This window comes from Marinilactibacillus sp. Marseille-P9653 (assembly GCF_916618885.1).
GTDB lineage: Bacteria > Bacillota > Bacilli > Lactobacillales > Carnobacteriaceae_A > Marinilactibacillus.
On sequence record NZ_CAKAKH010000001.1, the window covers coordinates 2,071,893 to 2,087,789 of the forward strand.

Genomic DNA, 15,897 nt, shown 5'->3' on the forward strand with positions numbered 1-15,897 from the left:
CTTTGGTAAGAAGGAACCCTCTTCCGCCTCGATTCTAGCGCCTAAAGACTTTGGTACTCTATCATCCTTTGGTAAGAAGGAACTTATACATGGCTTTTTCCACCACCTCCTATACTTTGGTACTCTATCATCCTTTGGTAAGAAGGAACTCCAAATTGCTAAGACTAAACAAATGACTACTTTGGTACTCTATCATCCTTTGGTAAGAAGGAACTCTTCTTATACGTCTCGACTGCCGTTCTGGACTTTGGTACTCTATCATCCTTTGGTAAGAAGGAACTGATGGTCTTTTTTATAAGTTCTTCTCTAGACTTTGGTACTCTATCATCCTTTGGTAAGAAGGAACTCTTGCTAGTTGCGACAGTTTTATTGTCTGACTTTGGTACTCTATCATCCTTTGGTAAGAAGGAACACTCTCGAATGGAATGATGAATTCTTTCGCACTTTGGTACTCTATCATCCTTTGGTAAGAAGGAACCTAATCACCCGTTTCATATTTATTAAAATAAACTTTGGTACTCTATCATCCTTTGGTAAGAAGGAACTTTGGATAGGTTACACTCAGTTGGACAGAAAAGATAAGGTGTGTATACTAAACACAACATACACAGGAGGAATCTATCATGTCTACTCGTCGTCCACGTCGAACTTATACAGAAGAATTTAAGAAACAAATTGTTGATTTACACAAAGCAGGAAAATCAAGAAAAGAAATCATAGAAGAATATGATCTTACAGGATCGGCTTTTGACAAATGGGTACGTCAACATAGTCAAACCGGTTCATTCAAAGAAAGAGATAACTTAACACCTGAACAGAAAGAATTGAAAGAATTAAGGAAAGCAAATACCCAGCTTAAGATGGAAAATGATATTTTAAAGCAAGCGGCGCTGATATTCGGGCGAAAGTCGAAGTAATCAAACGCAACAAACATAACTATTCTATATCAGCGATGTGCCGTGCCCTTAAGATCAGTAGAGGATCTTATTATTACGAAGTAATAAAGAAAGAAAGTGACGCAAAACTAGAACAAGCGATTATTGAAGAGTTTGCCAAAAGCAAAAACAATTATGGCACGCGTAAACTGAAGAAAAGATTGAAGAAGCGTGCGTTTATCGTATCTCGTCGGAGAATTGGACACATTATGAAAAAGTTTCATCTGGTGTCCAAGTATGATAGACCATCATACAAACCACAAAAGAGTGGAGTCAATCAAGCGAAGATTGAAAACGCATTGAACCGTGAGTTCAATCCGAAAGAGCCGATGAAAGCTATCGTCACGGACTTGACCTATGTCAAAGTTGCCAATAAGTGGTTCTATGTTTGTTTTATTTTAGACTTGTTTAACCGCGAGATCATCGGGTATTCTGCTGGTCCCAATAAGACAGCTGACTTAGTCCTGCAGGCTCTCGCTACAGTTAAGGGTGATTTACATACGGTCAACGTGTTCCATACTGACCGGGGAAAAGAATTCGACAACCATACTATTGATGAGTTACTGGATACCTTTGATATTGTGCGCTCGTTAAGTAGAAAAGGGAATCCTTACGACAATGCCGTAGCGGAGTCCACGTATAAATCATTTAAGTTTGAATTTGTCTACGACAACACATTCCATACACTCTATGAACTGCAGGTCCAACTTATGGACTACGTCCATTGGTGGAATCATTTTCGCCCACATGGATCATTGGACTACGAATCTCCTATCGATTATCGAAAAGATTGGGAACAGGAACAGTCTGAAATGGAAGTCTGCAAATCCGTTGTTCCCCAGCTGGTCGAAACTAGCCTCTCATTCAGTTAGAGAGGCAGAAGGAAAGTGAACTCAATCATCATTTACACCTTATAATTTTTGTTCAAAAAAGTGTTGACATACCACTTCTTTGTAAAAGAAGCAAACTATGTTAGAACTTTGGTACTCTATCATCCTTTGGTAAGAAGGAACTATCATGCTTAAAATTGATTTTTAAGTATACTTTGGTACTCTATCATCCTTTGGTAAGAAGGAACTCATTTGCAAAAATTGATTCTAAACGTTAACTTTGGTACTCTATCATCCTTTGGTAAGAAGGAACGTAAAAGTTTTTTGTCTTCTTTGGATAAGTACTTTGGTACTCTATCATCCTTTGGTAAGAAGGAACCTTTCTGTTTTCTGGAATTTAGTACCGTAGACTTTGGTACTCTATCATCCTTTGGTAAGAAGGAACATTTGGACGAATGATTGAGATATCGATGCGACTTTGGTACTCTATCATCCTTTGGTAAGAAGGAACCTGATATCCGTCGTATCTGATTCAACTAAGACTTTGGTACTCTATCATCCTTTGGTAAGAAGGAACCATGCCAATCAGGTAAAGTTTCAGTTCTGACTTTGGTACTCTATCATCCTTTGGTAAGAAGGAACCTCAGATCGAGCTAATGAAGAGTTGAGACTACTTTGGTACTCTATCATCCTTTGGTAAGAAGGAACAGACCCGTTTTTACCACACGATTTGTTTGGACTTTGGTACTCTATCATCCTTTGGTAAGAAGGAACTAGCCCGAAAATGGAAATATTCAACGCTGTACTTTGGTACTCTATCATCCTTTGGTAAGAAGGAACTAACGCTAGGTCTTTATATGCACTAATATGACTTTGGTACTCTATCATCCTTTGGTAAGAAGGAACCAAGGCAAGCTCCTCCTCAGTTGCTACAGAACTTTGGTACTCTATCATCCTTTGGTAAGAAGGAACGTAAGAACGATCTTGTGTTAACGCAACAACACTTTGGTACTCTATCATCCTTTGGTAAGAAGGAACCCCGCTTAATATCATGTGCGGAGACTCGTTACTTTGGTACTCTATCATCCTTTGGTAAGAAGGAACCAAGAACTCACGAGGTGCCATTGCAGTCATACTTTGGTACTCTATCATCCTTTGGTAAGAAGGAACACAGCGATAGCTATTTAACTATATATGAGGACTTTGGTACTCTATCATCCTTTGGTAAGAAGGAACTAACATAAAGAAACCAAACGAAGTCACACCACTTTGGTACTCTATCATCCTTTGGTAAGAAGGAACGTTACTTCTTCATAAGATTCTTGCAGCTCAAACTTTGGTACTCTATCATCCTTTGGTAAGAAGGAACATATTTCTAAAGTGGTTGCTTGCGGTGGGGACTTTGGTACTCTATCATCCTTTGGTAAGAAGGAACTTATCTTTTTTAGCTGAATATATGTATACTTGTACTTTTCTATTTTATTATGGTATTATTTACATAGAAAAGAGGACATGCTCAATACATGCCCTCCAATGTAGAACCGTTTAAGACGGTAGCATTGTCGTGATTATTAAAAAATAACCGTTAACTCGCTAAAGTTAAGGACGGTTATTTTTTTGTCTTTATTTAGCTTTATCAGTACAACTACAAGACTGATTAGGGAAATCAAAAGACTTCCAAAAGCAATCATGAGCTGTAACGCTTCTGCTACGGACAAAAAGGCTTTTCCTTTCTAAGATTTTAGTACCTACTTTCATAAGCACCACCACCTTCCAAGATAGCCACCGTCTTAACTTTCTACTTTATTACTATAACACAACTAACTAAATATCTGTTTGTTCTTTTTTTGTTATTTTTCAAGTACTTAACTAAAATGATATTTACCTCTTTTTCTTTTTATATCATACCATTATCTTATTTTTATATAAGATCAAGATCAAAGCGCTCTCTAACAATTACTTCTTGACTTTTTTCGTCTTTAATTATCAAGTAACAGTCTTCATTTCTTACTGATCGATTTTCAAGAAAAACAAACTTTTCGTTGAATACCCGCTGGTCACTAGAATGGGCTTCTTTGTCTGCGATAATCGTTACTTCATTGGATAAGATTGATTCAGTCGCATCTTCAAAGTAGATCTTCAAATAACGTTTTTGTTTAGTTTCAGATATTGGTTCGGATTGCAGTAAAGATAGCCATAGAACTGTATTGGTAATTCTGCGAGTTTGGGTAATTAGAGAAATCGTTACTTTTTCCAATTCATTGCGTGTTCGGTCTGTTTTTATTTTTAACAATGGTACTACTGTTTCTTGTGGCAAATGTCCACCATGAACATACTGCGTTCCGCCACCTTTTAATGCGAATCGGTTTGTTCCTCGAGGTACGGTTACAAACATTTCCTCATTTAATTGTTTGTTTAAAGGCATCGATACTCCGACTTCATTTCCTAAAGCTTTTTTTGTTAATACAAATCTTTTATTTTTTAAGATAGCTTGCTCTTTTAGATCGACTATTGCTTTTTCAGAATTTTGTAAGGGCTGATCACTGTATAAATAACCATGATCGGCTGTCACTAAGAACTGGTTTACGGAAAGTTCAACTGTTAAACGATTCATTAACCTTAAAAGCTGTTCAATCGTAGATTCTGTTGCACGCAAAACGTCACTCTCTGTTTTAGGATTGTCTCCAATTGCATCAATGTAGTTATGATAAATATAAATGACTTTTTTACCGTTAAACTGTTCTCTCAGCTTTGCCTGATTCATGGTCAGCAAATCATCTACATTTACAGCAAGAACTTCATTGGGTATATTATTTTCTAAAAGCTGCTGGCGTTGCTTGATTCCTGTTCTTTTCTTACCATCGATTTGAACCTCACCTGAATCAGTCAAATCAATTTTTTCATGCGGTAATAGATTTGCCATTCCTATTGATGTAACAGATGGAAGATCCGTCTGCATCCACTCAAGCTCTCCGTTAAACCTCTTTTCGCTAGTTAGTTGAGCATACAACTCTTCTCCCGCTTCATATCGTAGTCCATCGGATATAAGGACAACGATTCTGCGCTGATTAGTCACATAAGGAAGAACTTCATTTTTATAAAAATCAGCTTGTACTCGGTCTGTAATGATGGAGGAGTCGGCCTCCGTTAATCGAGTCCATTTATCCGCTAAAGGTTCAAAGTATTTTTTGTTAATTAAACGATTCCAATGATCCAATTGTTTAGAAAATCGTTCTTGCCATTCTGAATCCAGAGTTTCAAATACACGATTCAACTTTCTATGCTGTTGATCTATTTTATAGAATCTTTTAGTATATTGCTCTAATAACTCTTCTTTGGTTTGATAATTAAGTAGTTCGACTTCCATATCTTCAACAGCATGGACTAGATAAACTGCATGCTTAATCAACCTATAACTATTTTTGAATTGAGAATACCAGAATGTATTTCTTCGTTGCGCAATCCAATTCACTTGTTCATCCGCTTCAACCGTATGAATTGTTTCAGTCAGTCGAGTAATCAGTTCTCTATCAAACCACTGGAACGTTTCTAACTGGCTGAGTGTTTTACTAGGTAGTTCACCAAAGAGCATTTGAAAGTCAAATTTCTCCTGAATCGTTGTTGCAACGAATTGATAACTTTGGTCTTGATTTTTTGTATTCATCCACTGATTGATAAAAACGATGACTGGATTTGCTTTTGAAAGAATAAATGGTTTAAGTTCCGTTGGTAGTTGCCCTTCTAATTCAGCATTTAAGTGTGTAAAAAAGATTCGTTTCATCATGTCATTGATTGATTTTTGGTTAGTTGAACTCGTCTCTTCGTTATACCCAATCAATTCATCCACTTGATTCCAAAAACGATCAATATTTCCGAATTTGAGTAATTGATCCCACTTTTCATGACTGTCTTGTGCTTCTTCTTCAAATAACGCGATCCAAATACTCATCCAATCCGCTGTTTCGGCTTTTACTAAAGAGGCCTGAATACTGTACTCAAAATATTCAGCCGTATCGAAAGGAGCTTTCTCCCATAGCCGTTTCATTCGATTGATTCTCGCTTTGTTTTTGAAGAAGGGGGTATAACGCTTTACGATTTTTGTAAGGTCTTCTCGGTCTGGATCTATACCAATGGATAAGAATAACTGACTTTCTTGATCCACTTTCAACTCTTCACTATAGAACAATACATCAAGTAGTGGATTTTCTCTGGGGCTAGGTTTATCCATTTTAAAGTATAGAAAAAGTGATTCTTGAGTATATTCCCGCTCAATCAGATATTGGGTTTTAAAATAATTCTGTTCTGTTACATACAGTAAAATAAACTGCTTTGATTCTTTACTCATTACCTGGAGTTGATCGAGATAAGAGCCGTCTGAGTCATAGAGGTATACAATCTTACGTTTTTCTCCTGCTTTCAACGGTAAGTTAAAGTACTCAGTCACTCGCGCTGTCAACTCTTGTACCACTCTGTCATTCCTCCAATTTTACAGTTTTTCCAAACTATTTTTCTTAGATTTTTTATTTGTATCTGGATGTATAACTTCTATATCTTGAAATTTATTGTAATTGACCAACACACCATCATCCAAGTCTAGTTCAATTTGTTGTCTGGCTAGATGATCGAGAAGTTCTGCGTATTCGACAATTTCTTTTTTATCTTTATGATAATTTTCAATTGTCTTTTGTGCGGCCGCTTTTTCTTTCTTGGAAGCATACTCATCCTCTAATAGGTGTTCTTCTAGAGCAATTAGGTTATCCAAGGCTTTGCTTTCATTCAATACATATTCTGTCCGCATACGACCAATCGTATTTTTGTCATAGCGATGAAGATAAATCAAACCTTTGAAAGCTCCTCTTTTCCCACTAGAAAACATCCAGTATATCGGACGATTCTTATAAATCTGTTTATGATCTTTAAAGAATTCTTTTTGAAAATACCTGCGAATTCGTTCGCGCGCACTTTCATTTGCTCTTTTCGACAAAGCTTCTGCAATAAATAAAAGATTTTCTTCAAGTGTCTCTTCGCTATAAATAACGGAGAGTAATTCTTCTATTTTTTTGACAATGTCATCTTGGAAATAAGCTTCTTCTGTAATTGGAATGATGTTATTCATATCTGGCTGATAACTAACATATTTTGTTTGATTCCAGTCTCCACCAGCATAGGATAATCCTTCTTGATCTAGAGAATACCGACCAAATACAATTCCAATAAGGTATGACAGAAAACTCTTAACGTCTCTCTCAAGATCTGCCTTGCGTACAGTAACATCCTTGTCATCGACTTCGGGTGTTAATTCCTCCTGGAGACCATAGATGTCTATAAAGATTTGGTTTAATTCTTCTTCATTTTGTTTTAGTTGATTGAAGCGTTCTTCAGCAATGGAGTTCCAATTGTTAAAAGAGTCATTAATATTAGTAGTATCTTGCTGATATTCTATAAATGAATGTTTTTTGAAGCCCCATGAGCTCTCAAAAGAATCCCAATCCTTTTCACAGAGCAAAATATTATTATTTACTACACTTATAATTTCTGAATTATTTACAAGTATAATAGGAAACTTGGAAACTTCTCCTGATTGAAAATTAAGAGTTGGGTTAATTTGACCAAAAATATAATGAAATACTTTTGAATTTAATAAGCCAAGAATATATTCTTCCTCATCGACATTAAAAATACAGCAACCGCCGTTATCAAATATAAATCCGTATCCGAATTTTCTAATACTAAATTTGCTGCTCGATACTGTAGACCAAGTTAGACCAGGTTTCATAAAAAAATTATAATTAGCAATTACAGCTGTTTTTATATTACGAATTGCTTTAGCATCATCGTACCAATCTATAATATAATTATTATTACCAAACCATTTCCTATAACCTCCACCTTTATTGTAAGGATACCATCTGTTTAATAATGTTTTATTTCTCTCAATTTTTTTATTTTCAAAGTTAATTGTATCGTGTATCACTTCATACCAAAATCTCAGAAATCTATGATTATTAGAAGTGGAATTACCTTTACGAGGTGAAGTTATTTCTCCTAACTTAATATTGTTTACGTATAATTTTAATATATTTTGACTAGCCCAATATGCTATAGGACTCCCTGGTATTTTATTGAAGTCTTGCTGATTGAATGTATACAGGTAATCTATTGATGAGTTTTCAATGGCTTCTAAATATTTCTCTTCTTGTACAGTCATTCCACCTTTAAAGTCAGCTAACCGGACGTACTGACCTACTGGACTAGTGCCATTATTCTTGATAACAAATGTACATAAAGGCACTGTTGCATCTTCAAATGCCGAATACTCCATTTGGATCAAATTGGTTATACTTTTTTGATCAATTAAGTAATTTCTCAATTTTTCATAGGAACTGATAAACATCCACACAAAAGGTGTCATAAATCCGTTATAGCCACCTTTTGTTGTCATTTGGCTACAAACATACATAAATACTGAAAACATATCCTTTTTATAATCAGCAAAATACTTATTTACATATTTGCTGACTTTAGATTCAAAGCGATTTAAGTAAGGAGGATTCGTTACCACAATCTCAAATCGACTTGAAAGAATCTCGTATTGATTAATTAAATCTTCAAGAGCTGGATAGAAGTATTCAAATAAATCAGATGTTTCTAATGTTATCTCGGCTTCTTCTTGAATATACGTCATTTGTGCTCGAATACGATCGATGTCAATTTCTGGAACTTGAATAATCGAGCCATATAACTTGGCATCGTAAAAGACATCTAACAGAGACATGACTGTTTCTTTCAGTTGCTCGTTGTTTTCTGAAAAAACGTCAACTTGTTCTTCTGTCAGATGGTTACTTTCTTCAATACCATAAATATTTGTTTCCCATTCTCTATTCAGTAATCGGCGGTCGTATTCTCTCGCTTTCATAACCACTGCAAAAGTTGCCAGTTGAGCAGCTCTTTTATCGATATCTAGTCCAAACAGGTTATTTTCCAGTATTTTTTTAGGTATATCTCTTTCTCTATATCCTCTAGAAAGATATAGCTTATGGAAAACTTCAAAGGCATAAACTAAGATATGTCCCGATCCGCAACTAGGGTCTAAAAACTTTATGTTTTCTACATCAACTGTAGGGTCTTTTAAAGCTTCTAGTTGTACTTTGACCTCGTCTATTTGTTCCGCATCTTCCAAGTAATATTCTAAGTTCGATTTTAATTCATCATCAGGATGGTTTTCTAGCCAGTAACGTCCTAAGGAGTTATCAACCATATACTGAACAATCCATTTAGGCGTAAATAATTGCGTTGCAGGTCCAATATCTTCTTTTCCAGCTTTTTTACTTTTATTGGCAAAAAAGGCATTTTTATCTTCTGTGACGTAATACTGATAGAGCCAGCCTACAATTTCTACTTGTTTCCAATCTTCTTCAGAAATGGTAGTAACTAACTGATTCAAAAAGCTATTTTCGCTTAATAAATTGTTCGGTAGAAGCAAACCAATATCTTGATCGATATGACCAAATACTGTTGGCATTGCTTTTCCCAGAATATTACTTTGATTGATTAGTAAATACTGATATAGTTCATCAGTTTTACCTTGATCAAATAATCTATACACTCTATCTCGGTCAAGTTCTAGTTCATCGATGATTTGCATAATGTTTTTCAAAGCGTCTGGATTACGATGGTCGCCTCCGCTGGACGAAAGTATGCGCATATTGATCGGCAGATAATCATTTATCTCCATATATCTTAGTGCAATCAATCGATTGAACCATGTATAGGTTGCCTCTTCCATAACGGCTTCGTACCCATCTAATAAGATACGATTTTTTAAGTGACGATATTGTTTTTCTTGAGTCTCGCCGAAGACGGTCTCATTATATACGAGACCGCCTGATACTTCTTCCGCAGAAAAGGTCCCATCTTCATTGATACCAAAATATTTTGCCTTTGCTTTAATTTCTTTGATTAAATTTTTCCTTGCTTGAGTCGCAAATACTTTCAATGCTGTTTTATTCATGGCTACTCCTCCTCTAAGTTAGTTTGACAACATCCGCTTGTTCTAATTTTTCAAGCAAAGATGTTCGAAGAACCTGGAGGTACCCATCAATATCATCTTCTGTTCTTAAATCGACCATGCGTTTTGGCAGCAGATCTGACCGACTCATCACATAACTTTTTTCTGGTTTTGGCTTAAGTATCAGTTTGGTATTAGGACCAGAATTCATTCCTGTTGCTTCTTCGATTACAGAGTTTCCATTGGAATCGACTTCAGATTTCGATCTATCCACTTTATCTTCTTGTTCCGATTTGTCTTTTACGATTCGCTGTCTTTCTGCTTCTTGTCTTTCGTAAATCCCTTGCTTTGCTTCATCAATTTGTCTAACGACTGTATTCTTGATTTGCTGACTTTCATTTTCAAATGACCGAATTTTTCCAACAGTTTTTGCGTGAATCATCTTTTGTTCTAGATCACTGATTTTAAATTGATAACTACGATTGATTTTATCTTGTTCTGAGTAGCCATCTAGTTCTTGTAGTAACTTCTCTATATCCGATTTATCTTGATCGACCATATCTTTTATAGGGGCCGTTACGTTTTCTAGGTGTTGCCCGAGCTCCATATTAAAACGGTCAATGAGATCATTCAATTCTTTTATCCTCGAATAAGGTCGCTCCAGATTCAAAATTTCTTGAATAGTTTTTGCCAAAAAATCAATTTCAAGATTATCTAAGTAGTGCTGGTCTTCTAGATATAGTAAATTGGCTTGAACAGCTTTCTCGTAAATAGATTTTTGACTCGTGCTGAAAAAACTTTTGACATCTTCTAACTCTTCCATTGTCTCCATAACCTGTTCATCGTTTTGCGCTAGATAAGTTAGGAGTTCAATATTTTCTTCAATGGCAACGACTTTTTGAACTAAATTCAATCCTTCTCTAACCAAATTACGCTCGGGAAAAGAAACCGTCCTATAATTCGTTTCAAGCAGTTCTAAATTCTTCTGTTCTCTTGAGAAACGTTCTCGGATCGTCTGAGCAATATCCTCTTCTTTTTCTCCTAAAGCAGTAATTCCGAACACATCGCTGATCAACTGTCTGGCTTGATTCATTATGCGTGTATCGATTGTTTTACGTTTTTTAACTACAATGCGTTCTTGTACATTTTTCTTTAGTATCTGTCTTAAAAAATGATCTTCTGACAATACCATTTTTCGACTATGCTGCAATAGGACAATTCGCTCTGCAATTATTAAATGGCTTAAAGTAGCTAAAATATCCAGTTCTTTCCATCCATAGGGTTCTTTACTGTAGCGTTCAATGATTTCAAGTAATGTCACGTCCATATTTCGATCATGAAGGGTATTTAAATACCGTTCTATTTCTTCAGTAGCTTGACGGTTATCATCAACAAACTGCTCATCGATCATGTTCATCTGATCATCTGTAATCAGCTTTTCTAACTGATCTTTTGTATAATTTTTAACTATATAACTCAATTTAGGATAAAAAGATTCAACGAGCAATCTTAGCCCTTCTTCTATTCTCAAAAGCGGTGGACCTTTAACCTCAACTTCAAATCCATTGACATAGATCACAGATTCTTCAATAGCCATTTTTAGTTTTGCTTTAAAAGCAGCTGAGATTTTGTTTCTCTCTTGTCCTTTTCTCGCATTGATCTCTTCAATCAGAGGTGTCTTTGTCTTGCTAGACTGTTCACGCAGATATAAATTGATTTTGTGTACGTGTCTAAGTTCTCCAAAATCATACTCGTCAGGGATTCTGACGACAACTTTTGGTTCTCTTTGAGATAATGCAATCATTTCTGTTTCTTCTGCTATTTCTGAATACACCGTTAAAAACCGAATACCCAAATCTGTAGTAAGGTTATTGATCCCTCGATCATCAATCCATTGCGATAGGTTGATCAAGTACTCAATAGACGGTTTATCTTGAAATGGCCGATAAGCAAATTTACGAATCGCCAATAGTTCTTCTACCAAAAGCTTTCCAACTTCATGTACCAAGTCAGAAGTTGGAAAGTGAATATTACCTATTTCACGGTTGACGTCTTGTTCCTCATTCGTTAAAAATTGATAGTTATTCCCAATACGCTGAACATAAAATTCCTTTTCAAGTAATTTCATGGTCTGACTGATTTGTTTTTGAAGCTCAATCGTATCCTGGTCAACGTGAGACGTCATTAATGTTGTGATATTCTTCAAGGTGCCCGGCATCTCATCGATGTAACGGATCAAGAATAATAATTTTAGTACACTTACATCAAACTCATTTAATGCTTCATTTTGAGTTGCTTTAATGATTGTACTTCGAACACTATGCTCTAATGCTTGGTCAATATGTGTGTAAAAAGTCGAGAATGGAATTAGTTGACCAATCTCCTTATCTTTGTATTCAATCGTTGCTTGTTGAATGGATTCAAGTAAATTTCTTTCTCCATCAGATAAGTGCTTACCAGCAGAACCATGTTCACGAATGGACGTAAATACTTTCTGCAATAAATGGAATTGATAAGGTACAAAAGGGTATACGCTAATAAAGCTCTCCTGATCTGAATAAAAACGAAATCCTTTAGGTACGTTATCATCAAATTCCAGTTTATTTCTTAAGGCTGTCTCTTGTTCGTCAAATGTTAGAGCTAGCGAATCGACCGCTGTCTCTCTTTTTTCAAGTAACCTTACTTTGATGACTTCATCCGCATTTGCACTACTTAAATTGATCCGTGTATTGAAACGGCCTTGAATTTTAGAGAAGTCTGTAGCAGATAGGTTTTCGCTTAAACTATCTATATCCTGTTGAGAAGTGACAAGTACCCAAATTTTACCGTGACAATATTTACCTAAATCTTCTACAACTGTCTGAAGATTCAACATCAGCTGCGTATTGTTAGAAATATACTGTCCTACTTCATCCGCTGCAAAAATCAAGCGAAAGTCCTCTTCTTTGCTCTCTAAGTATTTTTTTAGTCGTTTAGCAAAACTATCCACTGATATAGAATAATTCTGCTCACCTTCTTCGATCCATTTACGTGCACTCTCTTCTGACATTTGTGTTCCTTTTGCGAGCGCCGTAATAATTTCGTCTAGATTATAATAGTATTCGTCTCGACCTTCTTCCCATGTCACTGTTGTTTCTTCTTTGAACGCGCTTTTGAATGCCTCATAATCTCCATTTGTTTCTAAGGTTTCTTCCAGCTGAGCTAACCAAGGAATACTTGCTGAGTAACCACGCATTTCATTAAAAACTTTATTAAAAACTTTGACGATTCCTTCTTTATTTAGCTTGGAATCCGCCTCTGTTTTAGAATCAATATTGAATAAAACGACTTCACTTGGTAGAGAAGCAATTTCTTTCATTTGTTCTAATGTTTTTGAATGATGTATTTTATCTTTAAAATACGTGAAAGGCTGTTGTTGATCGACTTTGACAGTTGAATTTAACAAATAAGATAAAATTTTCAGGAAATGAGATTTACCTGATCCAAAAAATCCAGATATCCAAACACCGACTTTGTCAGTTGGATACTGATAGGTTTTTCTATACGCATGAAAAAAAGTTTCGAAATGTCTTGCTAGTTCTTCTGTAACAACATATTCTTCTAATTCTTGACGAATATTTTCTTTTTCTTCTTGTCCAATTTTGATTACACCTTGAATATCACGTGTAATATCTTTTTTGAATAATTGTTCTATGTTCACAGGGTATTCTCCTTTAGGATTCCACGGCCCGGAAGGCGCGGTAGTAATGGTCATCTAAGAATTCTTTAAATAAATGAAGTTGCCCATTCGTGTACACTCCTGGATAGAATAAAATAAGTGGTCTTTTTTCGATGATGGGCTGTAAATTGTTTAATAGAACGTGGCTCCGAACGAGCGGAAAAGCTTTTCCTACTCCAGTAATAAAAACGATAGACTCTTTATCCCATTTTTCATCAAAAGACTGAACGATCCAGTCTTGATCGGTTGCTATACGTAAAGCTTGCTGCATTTTCTGAAAAAGAAATTCTGAGTTTTTACGGCTTTCAATCTGAAAGTTTTTTTCCAAGTAATTCTTTTTTTCAAAAAATTCTAAAATCAGATCATATAAGTCGAAAACTTGTATTGAAATGTTCGGATTGGATAGTTTTAATTCTTGTATCATCAGTGGAATCCTCTCACGAACGATCAGTTCATCTACTGGTTCGTGATCAAAAATGAAAAAGCCTACTTCATTTCCTAATTTCGTGTTATCCAGCAACTCCTTATTTAAAAGTCTACTCTTTAATTCTTCAAGCCTTTCAGTCACTGGACGCATAACGCACCTCCCCAAGAACGATTTCTACAGCTTTGTCATCCTGTAATTTTTTCAATCGTTCAGATATTTTTGGCTCAATGTAAGGGATTTGTAGAAGAATATGTTCTTCTATTTTTTCCCCATATCCCGATTCAATTAAAACTTGGTGAAGTGCATTGACTAATCGCCCATTTGTTTCTGCATTCCAGCTAGCCACCTTCTGACTTTGCTCTGCTTTTTTTTCAAGAAAAACCTCCGTTTCTCTTCTCTGCAAGTCCCATTCTAAAACTCTTCTTTTTTCCCAGATCAATTCTCTTGCCCATTCGAATAACAATCGATCTCTTTTCAGAAGCGCATAAAATAATACTGCTTTACTTGTCAATGGGTCAGTGTTTAGAAAATCGTGTAGCAATTCTTCATCCAAGTAAGTCAATCTTTTTAGAATTTCATTTAGAAATCCTTTAGTCCTACTTTTACTTTTTAGCTGAAATAAATTCTTGTCTATCACCTGATAAATGATTTCTTCTTTTGTTTTCCCTTCAAGCATAAGTTGTGCAACAGCTTTCGATTGAGGATACAAAAAATTCCTAGTATTCAATGTTGTAGAGTAGCTATTTGGGGACATGATTTCGAACCTTCTTTTTATAAATATACTGATAATATTAATTATAGGAATGAAAGAGGTTAAAAAATAATGGTGGAAAGAACTGTGTTTAAAGCAATAATGATGAGAATTTTCTATAGGAGATAAAATAAAGAATTTGTATATTTTTTTAACAGATAGCCCTATGAACACAACTCTTTTTTGGTATAATTAATACTATACATATAAAATAAAGCTCCTAAGCAGGATTACTTTAAATAGGAGTGAACGACTATGCCATTAGAATTATTTAAATCTCATTTAGAAGATAAAGGGCTATCTGAATCAACCATTAAAGCATATTTGTATGCTGTAGAAATTTTTTCAGATACTTACACTGTTGATCATAAACAACTTCTCGAATACAAAGGATATTTAATAGAACACTATAAACCTCAAACTACAAATTTGAGGATCAATGGTATTAATCGTTATCTTGAATATCTAGGTAGAACTGACTTACGTCTAAAAACGATTAAATTTCAGCAAAAAACATTTCTCGAAAACGTCATTAGTCATGCTGATTACACTTTCTTGAAAGCGCAGCTTAAAAAAGAAGGAAAAGTTAAATGGTATTTTATTGTTTGGTATTTAGGGGCTACTGGCGCAAGGATCAGTGAATTAGTCAAACTAAAAATCGAACATATCCAGGTAGGTTATTTTGACATTTACTCTAAAGGTGGAAAGACAAGAAGATTGTATATTCCAAAAAAATTAAAGGATGAAACTTTATTATGGGTTGAAAAAAAAGGGTTAAGATCTGGTTATTTATTTTTGAATCAAAAAAATCAGCAAATTAGTACTAGAGGAATTTCTCTTCATTTAAAATACTGTGCAAAAAAATATGGGATAAATCCAAACGTTGTCTATCCCCATTCATTCAGACATCTTTTTGCAAAGAATTTTTTAAAGAGACATAACGATATATCCCTATTGGCAGATTTAATGGGTCACGATAGTATTGAAACAACAAGGATTTATTTAAGAAAATCTTCAATGGAACAACAGCAAATCATTAATGATGTTGTCACATGGTAATTAATCATATAAAAATAAGCGTGAGATCAAGGAATAAAACCTTGTTCTCACGCTTTCATATTAGCTAACTCATTCATACCTTACTTTAAACGTTTATTATTACAATAAGCATTAACACGCTTACTTTAAAATACTCCAACTAGCCCTTTTAGTTTACTTTCAAACACAC

Annotated in this window: 8 protein-coding genes and 2 CRISPR repeat arrays (1 of these 10 cut by a window edge); of the genes, 2 read left to right on the forward strand and 6 right to left on the reverse strand. The window is 35.1% G+C overall.

All coding sequences use genetic code 11. The features are described from left to right. A CRISPR array of direct repeats spans positions 1 to 545; the repeat unit is 36 nt; unit sequence ACTTTGGTACTCTATCATCCTTTGGTAAGAAGGAAC; it begins 3,517 nt to the left of the window's first position. A 78-nt stretch (positions 546 to 623) separates the two neighbouring features. Continuing rightward, positions 624 to 1,807 (forward strand): IS3 family transposase gene (locus LG377_RS10115; protein ID WP_225744532.1). Its coding sequence is split into 2 segments (ribosomal slippage): positions 624 to 909 and positions 909 to 1,807, totalling 1,185 coding nucleotides; the frame shifts between segments, so codons are not numbered across the junction. Positions 1,808 to 1,912: 105 nt separating this feature from the next. Next, positions 1,913 to 3,200: direct repeats of the CRISPR family, unit length 36 nt; unit sequence ACTTTGGTACTCTATCATCCTTTGGTAAGAAGGAAC. A gap of 136 nt (positions 3,201 to 3,336) precedes the next feature. Here the strand turns inward: LG377_RS10115 and LG377_RS12545 are convergent. From LG377_RS12545 to LG377_RS10145, 6 genes are all read right to left on the reverse strand, one after another. Next, entirely contained in the window at positions 3,337 to 3,483 is a 147-nt protein-coding gene (locus LG377_RS12545; RefSeq protein WP_225744533.1) for a putative holin-like toxin, read from the reverse strand. A gap of 203 nt (positions 3,484 to 3,686) precedes the next feature. After that, positions 3,687 to 6,233 carry a BREX-1 system phosphatase PglZ type A gene (pglZ, locus tag LG377_RS10125; RefSeq protein WP_225744534.1) on the reverse strand — a complete coding sequence of 849 codons (2,547 nt, stop codon included), beginning with the start codon at positions 6,231 to 6,233 and terminating at the stop codon, positions 3,687 to 3,689. A gap of 18 nt (positions 6,234 to 6,251) precedes the next feature. Beyond that, positions 6,252 to 9,776, reverse strand: a complete 3,525-nt coding sequence (gene pglX / locus LG377_RS10130; protein ID WP_225744535.1) for a BREX-1 system adenine-specific DNA-methyltransferase PglX — start codon at positions 9,774 to 9,776, stop codon at positions 6,252 to 6,254. A gap of 13 nt (positions 9,777 to 9,789) precedes the next feature. After that, complete coding sequence (gene brxC / locus LG377_RS10135) at positions 9,790 to 13,473, reverse strand: BREX system P-loop protein BrxC (RefSeq protein ID WP_225744536.1); 3,684 nt, start codon at positions 13,471 to 13,473, stop codon at positions 9,790 to 9,792. Between the two features lie 13 nt (positions 13,474 to 13,486). After that, a complete protein-coding gene (locus LG377_RS10140) occupies positions 13,487 to 14,068 on the reverse strand; it encodes a DUF1788 domain-containing protein (protein WP_225744537.1) in 582 nt (193 codons plus the stop codon). Further along, positions 14,052 to 14,672, reverse strand: a complete 621-nt coding sequence (locus tag LG377_RS10145; protein ID WP_225744538.1) for a DUF1819 family protein — start codon at positions 14,670 to 14,672, stop codon at positions 14,052 to 14,054. Before LG377_RS10145 ends, LG377_RS10140 begins: the two co-directional genes overlap by 17 nt. Before the next feature lie 252 nt (positions 14,673 to 14,924). On the opposite strand from LG377_RS10145, the gene LG377_RS10150 reads away from it, so the two are divergent. Then, positions 14,925 to 15,728 (forward strand): tyrosine-type recombinase/integrase, encoded by an 804-nt coding sequence (locus LG377_RS10150; RefSeq protein WP_225744539.1) that lies wholly within the window; start codon positions 14,925 to 14,927, stop codon positions 15,726 to 15,728. Positions 15,729 to 15,897 lie beyond the last annotated feature (169 nt).

Excerpts from the sequence above, each read along its gene's own strand:
- pglX (WP_225744535.1), bottom strand. The coding sequence starts at position 9,776 with ATGAATAAAACAGCATTGAAAGTATTTGCGACTCAAGCAAGGAAAAAT.
- LG377_RS10140 (WP_225744537.1), bottom strand. The coding sequence starts at position 14,068 with ATGCGTCCAGTGACTGAAAGGCTTGAAGAATTAAAGAGTAGACTTTTA.
- LG377_RS10145 (WP_225744538.1), bottom strand. The coding sequence starts at position 14,672 with ATGTCCCCAAATAGCTACTCTACAACATTGAATACTAGGAATTTTTTG.
- LG377_RS10150 (WP_225744539.1), top strand. The coding sequence starts at position 14,925 with ATGCCATTAGAATTATTTAAATCTCATTTAGAAGATAAAGGGCTATCT.